Origin of the sequence: Leptospira ellinghausenii, from assembly GCF_003114815.1 — a bacterium.
GTDB lineage: Bacteria > Spirochaetota > Leptospiria > Leptospirales > Leptospiraceae > Leptospira_A > Leptospira_A ellinghausenii.
In genome coordinates this window covers 23,192-37,983 of the sequence record NZ_BFAZ01000004.1, presented here as the reverse complement: position 1 = coordinate 37,983, position 14,792 = coordinate 23,192, and the positions used below count along the sequence as shown (strand labels likewise).

Genomic DNA, 14,792 nt, shown 5'->3' with positions numbered 1-14,792 from the left:
TGCATGATTCAATTCCTTGTATAACATTCTCCCAACTTATGAAGTACCATTTGAAATTGTATTGTTTCGTTCTTTTACTTTTTGTCGTAAATTTTGTGAGTTGTTTGAGTGAAGAAAAATCAGAGAAAGTATTCGGTACATCTGTCCTCACTTCCAATAAACCCCAAACGTTTAAAAAAATTGCTCCCTTAACTTCCAATTCAATTGGATCCAGAAAAAATCTGTATGAGCAAGGTTGGGCTGTGATTCCTTCCGGGAAAAAGGCAATCGACCTTTCCAAAGAGAATCTAATGAGTGCAAACGTTGCGAAAGCGATGGTGCTTGTGAAATTAAAAAAACGAAGCGAAGATTTCCCGGGCAAACTAGGTAACACGATGAATGCTGTCAAAAATTGGACAAAAGACGGGTATTCGGAAGGAACAAGAAGGACAGAAGATATTTATGATGCAGGTGTAGAGCTTTCGAAAGAAGAGTGGAAACTCTCCAAATCCAGTTTTAGTGAAGCAGGCAGTCGATTTGTATTAGGTTATGTGTATTTAGTTCCAAGAGTTAAATCGGACATCGATCTTTTAGATAAAGAACTGAGTCGGTATGCGGATGCTCGTAATCAAAAATCTGGCCAACTGAACCAACTGTTTACATCCACTCTGAAAACCAATTCGAAGAATGTAATGAACTCATGGGGTGATTCCTTTAAAAAAGCATCCGATGAATTCACTCGTAATTACGAAGAATCAGGTGAGAGAGACAACGCACTCCTTGCCCTCATTGATATTTTCCAAGGTTATACGGTTGCTTTGAAGGAAGTAGTTGTTTCACCCATCACCAAAACAACTGTGAATACAGGTGAACTTTTACTCGTCAATGGAGTATACGTTCCCCTTTCACAAGGGATGAATTTTTCTTCGAATGCTCTCGTTTCCACAGGGCTTGTTTTTTATTATGGATCAAAAGCTGGTTACCGAGTATTTTCTCCAACACTCGAAGCAGGGATGTTTAGTTCGATCGGGATTCTCTCTGCATCGGCAACTGTTCCTACTTACACTTCCGGAACATCGATTGCACTCTTTAACCAAGTGACCTCTGTTGCGGCAACTACGGCTGGTGGTGCCATTGGTGCGACAGGTGGAGTGGGTTATGAATCAACTGCCTATGCCACTGGGCTCACATATGATCTCACAACAGGTGTAGCAGAAGCAGGGATGTATACAATGAGTTCTGGGATTGTGTTAGGTTACTCGGCACTCACCGTCTTACCTCCTCAAATTTTACTCACAGCAGTCGATGGACCAATCCTCATCATGTATGATGGACCAAGGGTTGTGATTGCCTATGTGAAAGGAAATTATTTGGACGAAGAGGATATCCCTACAGGTACTGTAATCAACTTAGAAGAAGCCAAAAAGAAAGGGAAAGTGAAAATTCTATCAGATGATCCTAAACTCATCAAAAAGGTACTCGATGCCGAGATGTCAGAACAATTGAAACGTTCCAAAAAATTAGAGGCGCAAGCGAAATGAAATTCAATCAAATTAAGAAACCAATCCTTGGACTCATTTTAGGTCTTTCCATTTCGTATTGTGCAAGCTCGGACAAGAAAGCAGAAGATCCATTAAAGAATACCAAAAAACTTGTGATCGAAGGTCATAGCTCTTTGTACTACCAAGGTGCATTGCCAGTCAAAGGTACAAGCATTAAGTTTATCCCACCGATGGAAGAAGCATCGATTACGGTTCTCAGAATGCGCTATGATTTTGCTGCCGAACAATTTTCCAAATCAATCCTCAAAGCATCTGAATCGGTTGTGATTGTCAAAGAAGGAACGAAGATGAGTTGGAAAGCAGCTGGCAATATCAATGACAAAGGAGAACAGGTCCAGAAGTACTTAAGTGAAAACGCAACGAAACCTGGTCTCTTCATCATGTATACGTCTGTTGCGGAATCTTATGGCCTCATAGGATCATCATTTGATCGAGGGAAACAAAGTCACGAAGCAGTGATTGCAAAATCAGCGGAGATTCGAAAGGAGTGGGATGAATGGGCAGAGATGCAACTCAACCGAGAGATGCCAAAGGATACATCTCCCTCTGCCAAAAAAAGATTCCAAAAGTACCAAGAGAATTTCCAAAAAGATTTTGAATCCACTGTCTATGGTTACATTGATTTAGATGAAGCATTAAAAAATTCTTGGAATGAATCCTACGAAGACTTTCGAAAAGGTGGTTTTTTTAGTCGCAATTCTGAAATCAATGAGATTCGGTCTGCTGTTTCTGAAAGTATATTTGGAAGTTGGAAAGAAACCATTTTCCAATATGGAAAAGATACAAAGGAAGAGTTAGGGAAAGCCAAGGGAGAAATTGAAGCCATTGCAGACAAAGATGAAGGCATACCCACTGCATTGCTAAAATCTTTTTCCAGAGCAACCAAAGCAATTTTGTATGACAGTATTATCAAACCGATTAGTAAGTTTGCTTTATTATCCGTTGGGTATGTGACTTGGAATGGACTCATCTATCCTGTTGCTTTGGGTACGAATGCAGCTGGAACCACCATGTATGGGTTAGTCGAGACAATTACATTAACAGGGAAAGGTGTTGTGTATTTGACAGCACCTAGTATTGAACTCGTTCTTGGTTCTATCATCAATAGTACAGAAGTTGTGGTACATGAATCTGTCCAGTCGCTCGATAAGGGCGCTAAAGTCACATCCGCTATGTCTAGAAAGTCATCTGCATACTCCGTGAAGTCTGCTGCCTTTGTCACTGAGTCGTCAGGAAAGTACATCCTTGCACCTATGAGTTATGTGGGTGTGACGGCAGGCCAAACAGTCTTAGGGGGAGGGCTTGCCGTGACGGGTACAGTCGCTGGAGGAGCTGTCGCTGGGGCTTCTGGCACCACTGAGGTCGTTACCTATGCTTCCACCAAGGCTACGTCCGCCACAGTGGGTGTAGTGGGCTCTGCTGCTTCGTTTGGAGTGGGTACGGGTTATGGAGTCTACCAAGTTGGCAAAGCGATTGGTGTGCCATCGGGTGTCGCTGTGGGAACAGGAATCGTACTCAGTTATGAGTTCATGGCACAGATCTCTGCCCATTCCATTTTAGCAGCAGCCGATTGTACATATTTAGTGTTATCCCTTGAAGGTGGTAAATGGGTTGTTTATGGAGTGAAAGATAATTCTAAAAAAGCGGCAAGGTTATTGTCGGGAGCTGTTATTGACTTAGACCAAGTCAGGAAAGAAGGTGGGACCATTGTAAAAGTTCCAATGGAACCTGGCGAAGTAGAAAAAATACTAGGTAAAAAAAAGAAAAAGTAAACGATAGGTGAATGCCAAAAGGACTTAGAAAAATCCTTATCATTGAAGATTCTGAACTGCAAAGGAAAGTTCTCAGCAGGTGGATTACCAAAAATGGTTACATTGCAATTGAAGCTGAAACCATTTCAGAAGCACGGGAAAAAATACTCAATGAACCAATCGATGTAGTATTACTCGATTGGGAATTGCCAGATGGCAACGGCATTGAATTAATTTCGGATATACTCTCTACATCTCCCGTTGGTTGGCTTCCCATCATTATGGTAACAGGCCATACAGAACCCGAATATTTTAAAATCGCGATAGAAGCAGGGGCAACAGATTATATCACCAAACCTGCCAAAGAAATCGAATTACTCGCAAGAATTTTTAGTGCCTTACGTATCAAAGCGTTACATGACCAATTGCGTGAAACTGCGATCCGAGATGTGATGACCAATCTATATAATAGACGTTATATGGAAGAAAGGATCGAACAGGAATTCCAACGTTGCAAAAGGCATAATAGCCTATTATCATTGGCAATGATTGATCTCGATAAATTTAAGAATATCAACGACACATTTGGGCATGAAATTGGAGACCAAGTGATCAAACAATTGGCCCATGCATTAAAAACTAGTTTTCGAAAATCCGATATCATCTCTCGGTTTGGAGGGGAAGAGTTTGTCATCCTATTCCCAGAAACGGGTGTTGCCGATGCGACAAGAATCTTAGACCGCGTGAGAGAGAATGTTTCCAAACTGGAAATGAAATCGGATACAGATCAGATTTTCCATTTTACGTTTAGTGGTGGCGTTGCTGGTGGAGATTTAACAGAATTTACTTCGAATCATGAATTGTTAAAAATCGCGGATAAAAATTTATACGAAGCAAAGTCTTCTGGACGTAATAAAATCGTTAGCTAACATATCTGATTATCCACTTGAACATTCATCATTCTTTTTACCAATTAACCCCCGATACGATTTTAAATGCGATCGAATCCCTTGGGTATGAAACAACCGGAAGGTATTTTGTATTAAATAGTGTTGAGAATCGTGTTTACGATATCGAAACTGTGAAAGCAGGAAGGATTGTTGTTAAATTCTATCGACCAGGGAAATGGAACCAAAAACAAATCCTAGAAGAACATGCTTTTTTACAAGAGTTAGCGGCAGAAGAAATCCCTGTTCTTGCACCGATCGCAATTGATGGAAAAACACTCTTCGAATGGGAAGGAATTTACTTTGCCATTTGGCCTTTACGCAATGGAAGGATTGTAGAAGAAATCCAATCAAACGATTTGGAACGAGTGGGAGCACTCCTCGGAAGGATCCATTCTGTTGGGAAACGAAGTCAGATCAAAAGTAGACCATCACTTGATATACCAAGTTATGGACTCACTGCGCTGCAATATATCTTGGATCAAAAATTCATCACGAATCAAACTTTGGCGGAACGGTACGAAAAAAATGCCCGCAGTGCTTTCTCAATCTTTGAATCATTAACAAACGAATACCAAATCCCTTCCCAAAGGATTCACGGAGATTGTCACAAAGGAAATTTATTAATCTCACCTGATGGGTTTAGCATTTTAGATTTTGATGATTTTTTACATGGACCCATTGTTCAAGATTTTTGGATGTTACTTCCGTTTGGGGAAGCAGATCGTAAACATGAGTTCTTTGATTTTTTTGCTGGTTACTGTATGTTTGCAGACTTTGATGAAAATTGGCTCAAATTAATTGAACCATTGCGAATTATTCGATTCATCCATTATGCAGCATGGATTGGAAAACGTTGGGAAGACCCATCGTTTCCCTCTCTTTTCCCTCATTTCGGAACAGAAGAATATTGGTTAAAAGAAACATTAGATTTAGAAAATGCCAATCGTGATTTAGATGATGCCAATCCTTCTCCCAATGCACCGAAAGAAAACACAGAACCAGAAATGACGAATAAAGATTTTTTTTGGGATTGGGATAACTAAGATTTAAAGAAGGTGTGAAAGTGCCACAGCCAAGGCATGGGATACATTCAATGAATCGATTTTGTTTTTCATAGGGATGTAACCAATCATATCCGATGCATCGATTACACTTTCTTCAATCCCATTTGCTTCATTGCCAATGATGAGGACGAGGTTCTCTTGTTTTCCCATCTCTTGGATGGTTTTTGTTTTTGGAATGTGATCTGAATTTTCCTTGGGAAGGGCGAGTGCGATCACTTTCGCAGACCTCTTCTTCATTCGGTGAATCGATTCGGGTAGGTTGGCTGATTTTGCTACCTTCAATTGGAAGATTGCACCCATGGAGACTCTGACAGAACGTCTGAGGTAGGGTGAGGCTGACTTGGTATCGAATAGAACCGATTGGATGCCAAATGCTGCTGCACTGCGAAGGATGGAGCCTATATTTTCACTATCAACGATTGCATTCAGGATAAGGATGGGAAACGTTAGGTCTTCTTCTTTTACCCATTTTTGTTTCCCAACTGCCATAAACCCTTGGTGCACATGGAACCCAATGGTTTCTTCAAAGATGGATTTATCGGCAACAAAACACTTCTCTTCATTTTGTAATTTGGATGTGATGAGGTCTTTGTGTTTTTGCCAATATTTCTCTGTGCAAAAAACCGATTGGACTTCAAAATCTGATAAAAGCAATCTAACGGCTGTTTTTTCATGATCCGCAACGAATGTATCAGAAGGGGATTCCTTCGATTTCAAAAGGGAATAATCGGTGAGTCTTTCGTCATGTGGGGAAAGGATTTTTTGCATGAGTCTATTTCTATCTTATGTGCACCTTCTCAAAATGCTGTTATGCACTTGGTCGGATTTAAACTTTAAAAAGGTTTTGTAAAAATTTCCCTTTTAAGTTTTTGTAAATCGAAAAGTCTGAATCAATACTAACGATTCGTTCGATTCCCATTTTTTCCGAAATACACATTAAGGAAGCATCAGCTAAATCCATAGGTAGATCTGAATACTTTCTCATTCGATTTTTAATATATTTAAGATCCTCGATATTTAAATCAAATATTTTGATACTTCCTCTTTCAATCCATTCAAGAAAGTCTGATTGTGCTTCAACTGAGAAAGAAAGCAGATATATAACTTCGGTAATCACTGGCCACGAAGAAACTAATTCACCATGATAAGATTTAAGAAATTTTAGAGTCTGTTTGTGGAACTTATCTTTCGAATTGAATAACGCAATGATAGGACCGGAATCAATGAGAGCTACGTTTTTCATTCTTCTTTCCGATTGCTTTCTGTAGGTAAGCTTTTCGATTCTGAGCTAAATCAGAATTCGCAGAATCATATTTTCCAAACAAATCTAAACCTAATTCATAGGGAGTTTTGTTATCCCCACGACTTTTGATATAGTGCAGAATAGATTCCTTCACTATTTCTGTGCGACTTTTCCCTTCAGATTTTGCAAATGAATCTAGTTTTCTTTCTAGTTCTGGGGGCAGGCGTAGGCTGATCATAATTTAAAAATGTAATACGGAAGTGTATTACAGTCAAGTCCTATTTTTTTTGTCAGACTTAAGTTTTTTTCGTCTTTGCGCATATGATTTAAGAGAGACGATGTTCCCTAGCTTTAAGTCCCGTACTACAGCTTTTCCGCGATATTATACGACGTCTGGTCTTAATCCAAATTTTGCAGCTACTTCATTTACTCTAGTATCAAAACTATGAAATGCAAAATTTGATGAACGCATAACATCTTTTAAGAAAATTGCAGTTGCAACATGAATACCATCTAAAGACCTACAATCTGCAATTTCCTTCTTTAATTCTATTATAGATTGAATACTCTCGTCAATTTTCATGAGGGAACATTCAGAAAGTAATTCTTTTAGAAGTTTTTCATGCTTTGAAAGCCATTGCGCAGAAAGGTTCTTTTTGTTATTTTTAAAGAATCTTCTTAAAACTATAGTCGCTTCTATTAGGGTAAGGATAGAACTCACTTTTTCGCTAGGAGCATTCCAAATTTTTACTGCCTTATCGTTAAAATGATCCCCTAGAATAATAGAAAGTATAATACTAGTTTCAATATAGTATATCATCTATATTAAAACTTATCTTCTTTTGAGTCTTGGTATAAGGCCCACCAATCACCTAGTTTTTTTTGATTTAGGTTTTGTTTTTGAATTTTACTAATTTGTGTGGATTTTCGTTTAGCAGGTATTAATTTTCCTTCGCTTGTAAGTTGATTCAGAATTTTTTGTATATTTTTGTCGGAGTTTTCTTTTTCAGGATATTTGAGTTCTGCAACAACTCTGTTGTGCTCTGTAATGAGCACATTTTCGCCATTTTTAACTAATTCGATATATTGGCTAAGATGAGATTTTAATTCGCGTATTCCGACCGATATCATAATTTAAAATTGTGACCATTGTGACCTCTTTTGTCAAATGATTTTCTTTTAGAAATTGCCTTTCTTTGTCGTCTTAAATTAGGAATTTTCATTTTTAACGCTAACTTAACCGGATGTTCATATAACATTCCTTATTTCGCAATCTCATATTCAGTTTGGACAAATCCATTGGGAAAGGTTTGTGTTTTTCTATGTTTAAGATCAATCTCTTTGTCAGTCCCACCAAAGAGTGGAATCCCACTCCCAAGAAGGATGGGAATTTGTGTGATTGTGATTTCATCCAATAGGGATTCGTTCAGAAACGATTGGATGAGTTTCCCACCATCCACATAGACATTTTGGTACTGATTCGATTCGAGAAAAGGAATGAGTTCTCGTAACGAGTGTGTGAAGACTGAAATCTGGTGTTTCGATTCGATTTGGTAGTTTGGATTGTTTGATACCACGATGACAGGTACGTTTTCGAAGGGATAGGGTTCGAACTGTAAAACAGTTTCAAACGTAATCCTGCCCATCACGATACAATCGATGGATTTCATAAACTTTTCGTATCCGAAGTCTTCATTTTCCAGATGGTATTTTTCCGAGTGAAGCCAGTCGACCGATCCATCTTTTTTTGCAATCAATCCGTCTAGGCTAGTTGCAATATATGCTTTTAATGATATCATATTTCTACACTGTAGAAATTATCAGAAAATGAAAGAAAAAATCACAAATCAGGCCTTGCGTTTGCTAAAAAAAGAAGGATTAAAATCCTTCAGCATGCGGAAACTCGCAGAAACATTAGCAATCGATCCGATGACGATATACTATTACTTCAAAAATAAAGACCAACTTTTGGCCGAGCTTGTGGATGTAGTCTTTCGCAAATTTTATGAGGGATTACAATTGGAGGAAACAAAAGCGAAAGAGAAAGAAAAATTGGAATCAGTGCTTATAGAGTATAGATCCTTTTTTATCCAATACATTGATTTGTCTTTATACCTGATCCAAAGTCCAAACGAGGAATACCCGGCAGTCAAAATCTTAAATGATTTGATTTTAGATTTGATCCAAGCCTCAAGTCCCTACGAAGATCCAGAACTCACCAGGGACATTTTGGTTGATTTCATTCATGGGAACGCACTATCTGTTTCCAACAAGCCACGTAAACGATTGAAGGGTAGAACAAAAGAGAACCAAACAGAGCAATTTAGAGAATCACTTACAATACTCTTCCATCGTTTGTTTTATAACACTCGTTTGACTTAAATTGGTTTCGCACTATCCTTAGTGGAACTACTAGATTGGAATCATTCTGAATCACACAGATTATCTGCTTGGTCTTTAAAATGAGTTGCGTTTCGCCTCTTATCAATTTTCTGTACAAATACTCGTTATCCTTTCGCACTTCATGAATTTAGATCCAAGAACCGTTGTTTTTATCAATATTGTCGGATGTCTTTTGATGTCCGCTGGCCTATGGTTTGCTTCGGGTTATTATTTTAAAAAACTCAGGATGGTGAAAGCTTGGTCCCTTGCGACATTGTTGCAAGGTTTTGGCTGGATTGTCATGGGCGCTCTTCGGGGCCAAGTCCCTGATTGGGTATCCATTAGTTTTGGTAATACCTTCATATTCTTATCGATTGTGTCTTATCATGTTATCATTGTGAATTTATTTGGGAAAAAAGCGAATTGGAAAGTAGGAATCTTCATTGCGGCAGTACTGTTTGGAACACTGGTACTCTATCAGTTTTCAACATTCCCGCCACAATACCGGATCTCGATTCTTTCTTTCTTTCCGAGCGTTTATTTTTTTCTCACAGCAAAAACGATCTATGTTGAGAACAAAAGACAACGACTAACAGGGAATTTTATATTTTATTTTTTCCTCTTTAGCGGTTTATTTCTTTTTGGCCGAGTTCTTGTTTATACTTTTACGGAAGTCTCCGTCACTCAAATTGCATTTGGGAAAGGGCCAATCCAAGACATTACCTATTTATTTTTTTATATTATCTCTGTCCTGATTACATTTGGTTTTTTATTAATGTGCATTGATATCTTTATCAAAGGACAAATCCAAGATGAAGAGATATACAAATCGCTCGCCGAAAATTCGACTGATATCATTTGGGTATGGAATTTTGATTTAGAAAAGTTTACGTATGTCAGTCCTTCCATTACGCAAGTGACAGGGTATTCCATTCAGGAAGCATCGGATCACCACCTATCGAATGCATATACACAAGATTCTTATTTGCAATTGAAGGAATTGTTAATCCCACGGATGAATGATTTTCGTACTTCCAGTATGAAAATCCCTTATGCCTACGAGCTTGAGTTAGTGCGAAAGGATGGATCTACGATTTGGATTGAAGCAAATACCGTCTTTCAAAAGAACCAAAACTCAGAAATAGAATTACTCGGTGTCTCTCGAGATATTGATGGCAGGAAAAAATCAGAAGAGGAGATGAATCGTTATTTTAAGGAACTACAATTATTAAACCAAACAAAAGATAAATTTTTCTCCATCATATCTCATGATCTAAAGGGTCCTATCGGTGGGATGAATACATTCATTGGCATGATATTGGAAGATATGGAAACCAGGTCTCCCAAACGAATGCGAAATGATCTGAATATTTTATACCAATCCTCAGGTGAAGTGTATGCCTTACTTGAAAATTTATTAACTTGGGCTAGGTCTCAAACCAATGAGATATCATTTTTACCAGAGAATGTATCCGTGAAAACGTCGGTGGATACTGTTATCTCTTACTTTACCTTTATGACATCAAATAAAGGGATTCGGGTTCAGAATTTAGTTGGGCATGATATTTATGTTTTTGCTGATGAGAATATGTTAGAAACGATATTAAGAAATTTAGTTTCTAATGCGATTAAGTATTCTCATGTTGGTGGGGAAGTAAAGATCACCGCAGAACCAAAGGATGGAAATGTATCCATTCAAGTAGAAGATTTTGGGACAGGAATATCAGATGAAATTCGAAGTACGTTTTTTCAAATTGATGCCAAACAAAAAAGTATGCCAGGAACCTTAGGCGAAAGAGGCACAACTCTTGGTTTGATCCTTTGTAAGGAATTTATCGAAAAAAACCATGGGAAAATTTTTGTGGAGAGTGAAGTAGGGAAGGGATCTAAATTTTACTTCACTCTTCCCAAAGGCAAATAAGCGTTACTCCGCGACAACCTTTGTACCATCAGAGATTCCATCACCTGGATACAAAATGATGGATTCTCCTTCCTTCAAACCATCGTTGATGAGACTAATCCCTTCACTTTGGTTTTCTACGTTTACAAATCGTAATTTTGCTTTTTTCTTCTCAACTGTATACACCGCCCATTTGTCATCTTGGCGGAAGAGTGCTGAACTTGGTATGAGAATGGAGTTTGGTTTTTCGAAGAGAATGATCTTACACTCTAATTCATAACCATCACCCATTCCACTCGGAGGATCAAATGCGATCGATATAGGAACTCTTTGTTCTTCCACTCCAAGAGAAGATACCTTTGTAATGGCTGCGGGTTCAATGTTTGCGATTTCCCCTTTTAAGATTTGTTCGCCAAATCCAGACAGATTCACAGGATCACCTAATGTCAGTTCTGGCATGTCTTCCGTTAAGATATAGGCTATGATTTCTAGTTTGGAAAGATCGCCATACTCTAAGATTCTTTCCTCCATGGCAACGGGACCAGCACTCTCTCTGTATACTTTTAAAATTTGGCCATTCGTATTGGCTTTCACAGTTTTGACAATGTCCCAATCGACAGTGAGTAGGGTCATACCTTTCCTCACTTGGTCACCCGCATGGAGTTCTACCCTTCGCATCACCCCATTCACAGGCGAATACACAGTATATAATTCTTTGATCTTTGATTTCCCTTGGACGGAAAGGATTTGTTGGTACGTTCCTTTGGATACTTTTGAGATCTCAACTGGTTTGGGATTCTTGCGTAAAATTAAGAAGGAGAAACCAACAAGCAATAATACTCCAATCCCAATCTTTGCATTCTTAGATTTTAATATTTCTACGAAATCCATTTGCATCTTTTATTCCCTTACCTTTAAAACACTTAATAAATCCATGGTTTTTAATTTCCTAAATACAATCAAATAGCTAATACCCGCTGTGATTAAAGCAAGTAGGATTGAATAATAATATGTGGAAGGGTAAATCGTGGCGGGAATTTTGAATCCTTCTGTTTCATTACTATTTAAGATTAAATTTGCCACTTGGTATCCAAAGAAACACCCGATGGGAATGGCACATAGAATTTGCCATGATAATTCCCAAGCAATGATGGCAAATACCTCTTTTAACGTGAATCCTAAGATCCGCAAACTTCCTAATTCATAAATCCGTTCGGAGAGAGTGATCATTGCCGTATTGTAGATCACACCAATCGAAATGATGACGGTAAAAATCAAAATGATAACAGAAGTAGATTGTAACGATCTCTGCATCACTTCCTGGAACCCTTTTAGGATGGCTGTTTTGGAAAAAAGACCAATGACGAGTGGATCATCTTTAAATTCTTTGATTAACTCAATGTCTTTGTTTGGATCCGTTTTTAACAAAGCAATATTGATGAGATTTCCTTCTTCTAAGATTCGATTTAAATTCTCTTTGCTTATGAATACACCTTGTCCCAAAATTTCATTGGCAAAGGATGTGACTTGGACAGAAAATTTCTTTTTTTCTCCATCAAGAGTTTCGATTTGTATCGTTTCACCCATATGGATGTCCATACGTTTTGCTAAATCTTGGTTTACCATGATTCCAGAAACTGGGATTTGTAAGGGTTTTAAATCTTGTCCGAGAATTTTTCTTAATTCGGAATGATCGGGAAGGCCTGTGAGGACTATGTCTTTACTCTTCCTGTCCTTTGTCATCTTAATCGGGATGGACCTTTGCCCTTCCGCAAGGAAAACTCCATCCATCTCTTTCAGTTCGAATAAAACAGACTCATGGATGGGATTCCGAAATGTTAATGTCAGTGACTCACGTTGGATGGTATTAAACTGCAAATCCAAAAGTGAACCAACTGTATCTTGGATGAAGTTTCCAATGATCATGATCATAATGGATGTGGATAATCCAAGAATCGTTAAGAGTGTCCGCATGGGCCTTTTGAATAAGTTTCGGAGTACCATCCTTTGGATGGTTTGCAGATCAGTGATCCATGATTCCCAAAATGCGATGGAATATTTCCCTGGTGGAGCAGGGCGCATGGCTTGAGCTGGGTCTAGTTTGATGATGCTGTATAAGGAAAAAAGAGTGCCGATCCCTCCAATGAAGATTCCAAAGAAAAAACTAAAGAACATCAAAAGAGGTGGGAATACAGGAACCAAATGGGGGAACTTATAAAATTCTCCATATAGGTTTGTCATCGCGTTTCCAAGAATGTACCCAATGAAAATTCCTAACATACTGCTAATTGCAGTGATAAAGGAAATGAGTTTTAGATAATGGAAAACAATTTGTAAGGCAGTGTATCCTAATGCGCGTAAGGTTGCGATTTGTTCTCTTTCTTTTGTGATGAGACGATTTGAGATGATGTGTAATAAAAAAGCAGCGATGGCAAGGAAGATTCCAGGAAGGAAAACTGCTGTTGTCCTCAGTTGTCTAAATTCATCGTTTAAAAAGGATTCGGAAGGTAAAAACTTTCGTTCTTTGGCACCAAGGCCACCGTATTCATCCAGGATTAAATCTAAGTCGTGTAGTGTTCTTTTTCGATCTAATGGGTCTTTTGTGAGTTGGAAAATCACCTGATTGAAGGAAGATTCAAAATTAAAATTGGCTTCGATTGCCTCTCGTTTCATCCAGAAGATTCCATAGTGTTTGTCATCAGGGAGAGGGTTTCCTGGGCGAAAGACATAGACATATTCTGGAGAGAGTCCAATGCCTGTGACCGTAAGTAGGACACGTTTCCCTCCAATGATCGTAGAGAGTTCTGCTCCAGGTTCTAAATCATTTGCTTTGGCAAAACTTTCGCTGATCACCACTTCTTGGTTTTGTTTTGGTAATGATCCTTTGGTTAAATAGATGGTATTGATGTGATCGGTTAAGGATAAAAGTTGAGCCGCAGAAGGATACACTTCGCTTGGGAAATCCAAAACGATTTCTTTTGAAATCCTTGTTTCGAAATTGGTAATCCCAGGAAGGTCTGCAATTTTTCGTTCTAAAAAATTGGGAGCACGATTCAAATACACAAACCCATCACATAAACTTTGTTTGCTGTAAAATTGTTCCTTGGCTTGTAATAAAGAAAAATAGGATGACCACGATGCTGAGAAATAACTGAGACCTGCAGCGATGACAAGTCCAACAGTTAAACCTTGTAAAGAGATCGTTTTTAGATCTCGTAACAGTTTTAAATTGAGAGTGGAGCCAATCACCAACTCACCTCAGAGACTGATTTTTTGTGTTTGTTCTTCGCGTCAGAAACAATGGTTCCGTCTTTTACGAGTATGATTCGGTCCGCAATTTGAGCGATCGATTCATTATGGGTGATCACAACCGTTGTGGTTCCTAAATCTTGGTTGATCCCAGTAATGGCTTCTAAGACAATCCTTCCTGTTTTAAAATCCAATGCTCCTGTTGGTTCATCGCATAATAAAAGCTCAGGTCTTTTGGCAATGGCTCGCGCGATGGCAACCCGTTGTTGTTCGCCACCGGAAAGTTGTGCTGGGAAGTGATCTTTTCTTTCACTTAATTTCACAAGAGTAAGAGCTTCCAATGGTGACATGGAATTTTTTGATAGATCGGTTACAAGTCTTACGTTTTCTTCTGCAGTCAAACTTGGGATTAAATTATAGAACTGAAAGACAAAACCCACATGGTTCCTTCGGTAGAGGGTTAGGCCTTCATCTGACTCGAGTGCTAATGTGTTTCCATGGAAAAGCACTTCTCCAGTGGTTGCGATATCCAAACCACCTAAAATATTGAGAAGGGTAGATTTGCCAGACCCTGAGGCTCCTAACATGACAACCAGTTCCCCTTCAAAAAAATCGACATTGACCGAATGAAGAGCAACGAGAGGTACTTCACCAACTTGGTATGTTTTTCCGAGGTTTTTGGTTTGGAGAAGTGGTGAAGGCTGTTTCATCT

General features: G+C 38.6%; 15 protein-coding genes. 6 read left to right on the top strand and 9 right to left on the bottom strand.

The window, feature by feature from the left end:
* Positions 1-38: 38 nt before the first annotated feature.
* Genes DI076_RS03920 through DI076_RS03905 form a run of 4 tightly spaced genes read left to right on the top strand, consistent with a single transcriptional unit; the run spans position 39 to position 5,285 of the window.
* A complete protein-coding gene (locus tag DI076_RS03920) occupies positions 39-1,520 on the top strand; it encodes a hypothetical protein (RefSeq protein WP_108958727.1) in 1,482 nt (493 codons plus the stop codon).
* A complete protein-coding gene (locus DI076_RS03915) occupies positions 1,517-3,313 on the top strand; it encodes a hypothetical protein (RefSeq protein ID WP_108958707.1) in 1,797 nt (598 codons plus the stop codon). The genes DI076_RS03920 and DI076_RS03915 overlap by 4 nt, the downstream gene beginning before the upstream one ends.
* An 11-nt stretch (positions 3,314-3,324) precedes the next feature.
* Positions 3,325-4,221, top strand: coding sequence for a diguanylate cyclase DgcR (gene dgcR, locus DI076_RS03910; protein WP_108958706.1), 897 nt, complete (start codon positions 3,325-3,327; stop codon positions 4,219-4,221).
* A gap of 17 nt (positions 4,222-4,238) precedes the next feature.
* Positions 4,239-5,285 carry a serine/threonine protein kinase gene (locus DI076_RS03905; RefSeq protein ID WP_108958705.1) on the top strand — a complete coding sequence of 349 codons (1,047 nt, stop codon included), beginning with the start codon at positions 4,239-4,241 and terminating at the stop codon, positions 5,283-5,285.
* Positions 5,286-5,288: 3 nt separating this feature from the next.
* On the opposite strand, the gene DI076_RS03900 is transcribed toward DI076_RS03905, so the two are convergent.
* The 6 genes from DI076_RS03900 to DI076_RS03875 all read right to left on the bottom strand — a co-directional run bounded on the left by DI076_RS03900 (position 5,289) and on the right by DI076_RS03875 (position 8,348).
* Entirely contained in the window at positions 5,289-6,074 is a 786-nt protein-coding gene (locus DI076_RS03900) for a TrmH family RNA methyltransferase (protein WP_108958704.1), read from the bottom strand.
* Between the two features lie 58 nt (positions 6,075-6,132).
* Positions 6,133-6,549 carry a type II toxin-antitoxin system VapC family toxin gene (locus DI076_RS03895; RefSeq protein ID WP_100718584.1) on the bottom strand — a complete coding sequence of 139 codons (417 nt, stop codon included), beginning with the start codon at positions 6,547-6,549 and terminating at the stop codon, positions 6,133-6,135.
* Positions 6,527-6,787, bottom strand: a complete 261-nt coding sequence (locus DI076_RS03890) for a ribbon-helix-helix protein, CopG family (protein WP_100718585.1) — start codon at positions 6,785-6,787, stop codon at positions 6,527-6,529. Before DI076_RS03890 ends, DI076_RS03895 begins: the two co-directional genes overlap by 23 nt.
* A 144-nt stretch (positions 6,788-6,931) precedes the next feature.
* A complete protein-coding gene (locus tag DI076_RS03885) occupies positions 6,932-7,369 on the bottom strand; it encodes a PIN domain-containing protein (protein WP_108958703.1) in 438 nt (145 codons plus the stop codon).
* Positions 7,370-7,374: 5 nt separating this feature from the next.
* Positions 7,375-7,680: a type II toxin-antitoxin system Phd/YefM family antitoxin gene (locus DI076_RS03880; RefSeq protein ID WP_108958702.1), complete on the bottom strand. Its 306-nt coding sequence runs from the start codon at positions 7,678-7,680 to the stop codon at positions 7,375-7,377.
* 131 nt (positions 7,681-7,811) lie between these two features.
* Positions 7,812-8,348, bottom strand: a complete 537-nt coding sequence (locus tag DI076_RS03875; RefSeq protein WP_108958701.1) for a dihydrofolate reductase family protein — start codon at positions 8,346-8,348, stop codon at positions 7,812-7,814.
* A 28-nt stretch (positions 8,349-8,376) separates the two neighbouring features.
* Here DI076_RS03875 and DI076_RS03870 point away from each other — a divergent pair, with 28 nt between their 5' ends.
* Complete coding sequence (locus tag DI076_RS03870; RefSeq protein ID WP_108958700.1) at positions 8,377-8,931, top strand: TetR/AcrR family transcriptional regulator; 555 nt, start codon at positions 8,377-8,379, stop codon at positions 8,929-8,931.
* A gap of 142 nt (positions 8,932-9,073) precedes the next feature.
* Positions 9,074-10,852: a PAS domain-containing sensor histidine kinase gene (locus DI076_RS03865; protein WP_174705017.1), complete on the top strand. Its 1,779-nt coding sequence runs from the start codon at positions 9,074-9,076 to the stop codon at positions 10,850-10,852.
* Positions 10,853-10,855: 3 nt separating this feature from the next.
* Here the strand turns inward: DI076_RS03865 and DI076_RS03860 are convergent, their stop codons facing one another.
* From DI076_RS03860 to DI076_RS03850, 3 genes are read right to left on the bottom strand one after another with little or no spacing between them, the layout of a single operon-like run.
* A complete protein-coding gene (locus tag DI076_RS03860; RefSeq protein ID WP_245918256.1) occupies positions 10,856-11,722 on the bottom strand; it encodes an efflux RND transporter periplasmic adaptor subunit in 867 nt (288 codons plus the stop codon).
* 9 nt (positions 11,723-11,731) lie between these two features.
* The gene (locus tag DI076_RS03855) at positions 11,732-14,080 is read right to left on the bottom strand and encodes an ABC transporter permease (protein WP_245918259.1); all 2,349 of its coding nucleotides are present in this window, start codon (positions 14,078-14,080) and stop codon (positions 11,732-11,734) included.
* Positions 14,077-14,790, bottom strand: coding sequence for an ABC transporter ATP-binding protein (locus DI076_RS03850; RefSeq protein ID WP_108958698.1), 714 nt, complete (start codon positions 14,788-14,790; stop codon positions 14,077-14,079). The genes DI076_RS03855 and DI076_RS03850 overlap by 4 nt, the downstream gene beginning before the upstream one ends.
* Positions 14,791-14,792 lie beyond the last annotated feature (2 nt).

Bases quoted from the DNA above. Each gene is read 5' to 3' on its own strand.
- DI076_RS03920 (WP_108958727.1), top strand. From the start codon at position 39: ATGAAGTACCATTTGAAATTGTATTGTTTCGTTCTTTTACTTTTTGTC.
- DI076_RS03915 (WP_108958707.1), top strand. From the start codon at position 1,517: ATGAAATTCAATCAAATTAAGAAACCAATCCTTGGACTCATTTTAGGT.
- dgcR (WP_108958706.1), top strand. From the start codon at position 3,325: ATGCCAAAAGGACTTAGAAAAATCCTTATCATTGAAGATTCTGAACTG.
- DI076_RS03900 (WP_108958704.1), bottom strand. From the start codon at position 6,074: ATGCAAAAAATCCTTTCCCCACATGACGAAAGACTCACCGATTATTCC.
- DI076_RS03895 (WP_100718584.1), bottom strand. From the start codon at position 6,549: ATGAAAAACGTAGCTCTCATTGATTCCGGTCCTATCATTGCGTTATTC.
- DI076_RS03890 (WP_100718585.1), bottom strand. From the start codon at position 6,787: ATGATCAGCCTACGCCTGCCCCCAGAACTAGAAAGAAAACTAGATTCA.
- DI076_RS03885 (WP_108958703.1), bottom strand. From the start codon at position 7,369: ATGATATACTATATTGAAACTAGTATTATACTTTCTATTATTCTAGGG.
- DI076_RS03880 (WP_108958702.1), bottom strand. From the start codon at position 7,680: ATGATATCGGTCGGAATACGCGAATTAAAATCTCATCTTAGCCAATAT.
- DI076_RS03875 (WP_108958701.1), bottom strand. From the start codon at position 8,348: ATGATATCATTAAAAGCATATATTGCAACTAGCCTAGACGGATTGATT.
- DI076_RS03870 (WP_108958700.1), top strand. From the start codon at position 8,377: ATGAAAGAAAAAATCACAAATCAGGCCTTGCGTTTGCTAAAAAAAGAA.
- DI076_RS03865 (WP_174705017.1), top strand. From the start codon at position 9,074: ATGAATTTAGATCCAAGAACCGTTGTTTTTATCAATATTGTCGGATGT.
- DI076_RS03860 (WP_245918256.1), bottom strand. From the start codon at position 11,722: ATGGATTTCGTAGAAATATTAAAATCTAAGAATGCAAAGATTGGGATT.
- DI076_RS03850 (WP_108958698.1), bottom strand. From the start codon at position 14,790: ATGAAACAGCCTTCACCACTTCTCCAAACCAAAAACCTCGGAAAAACA.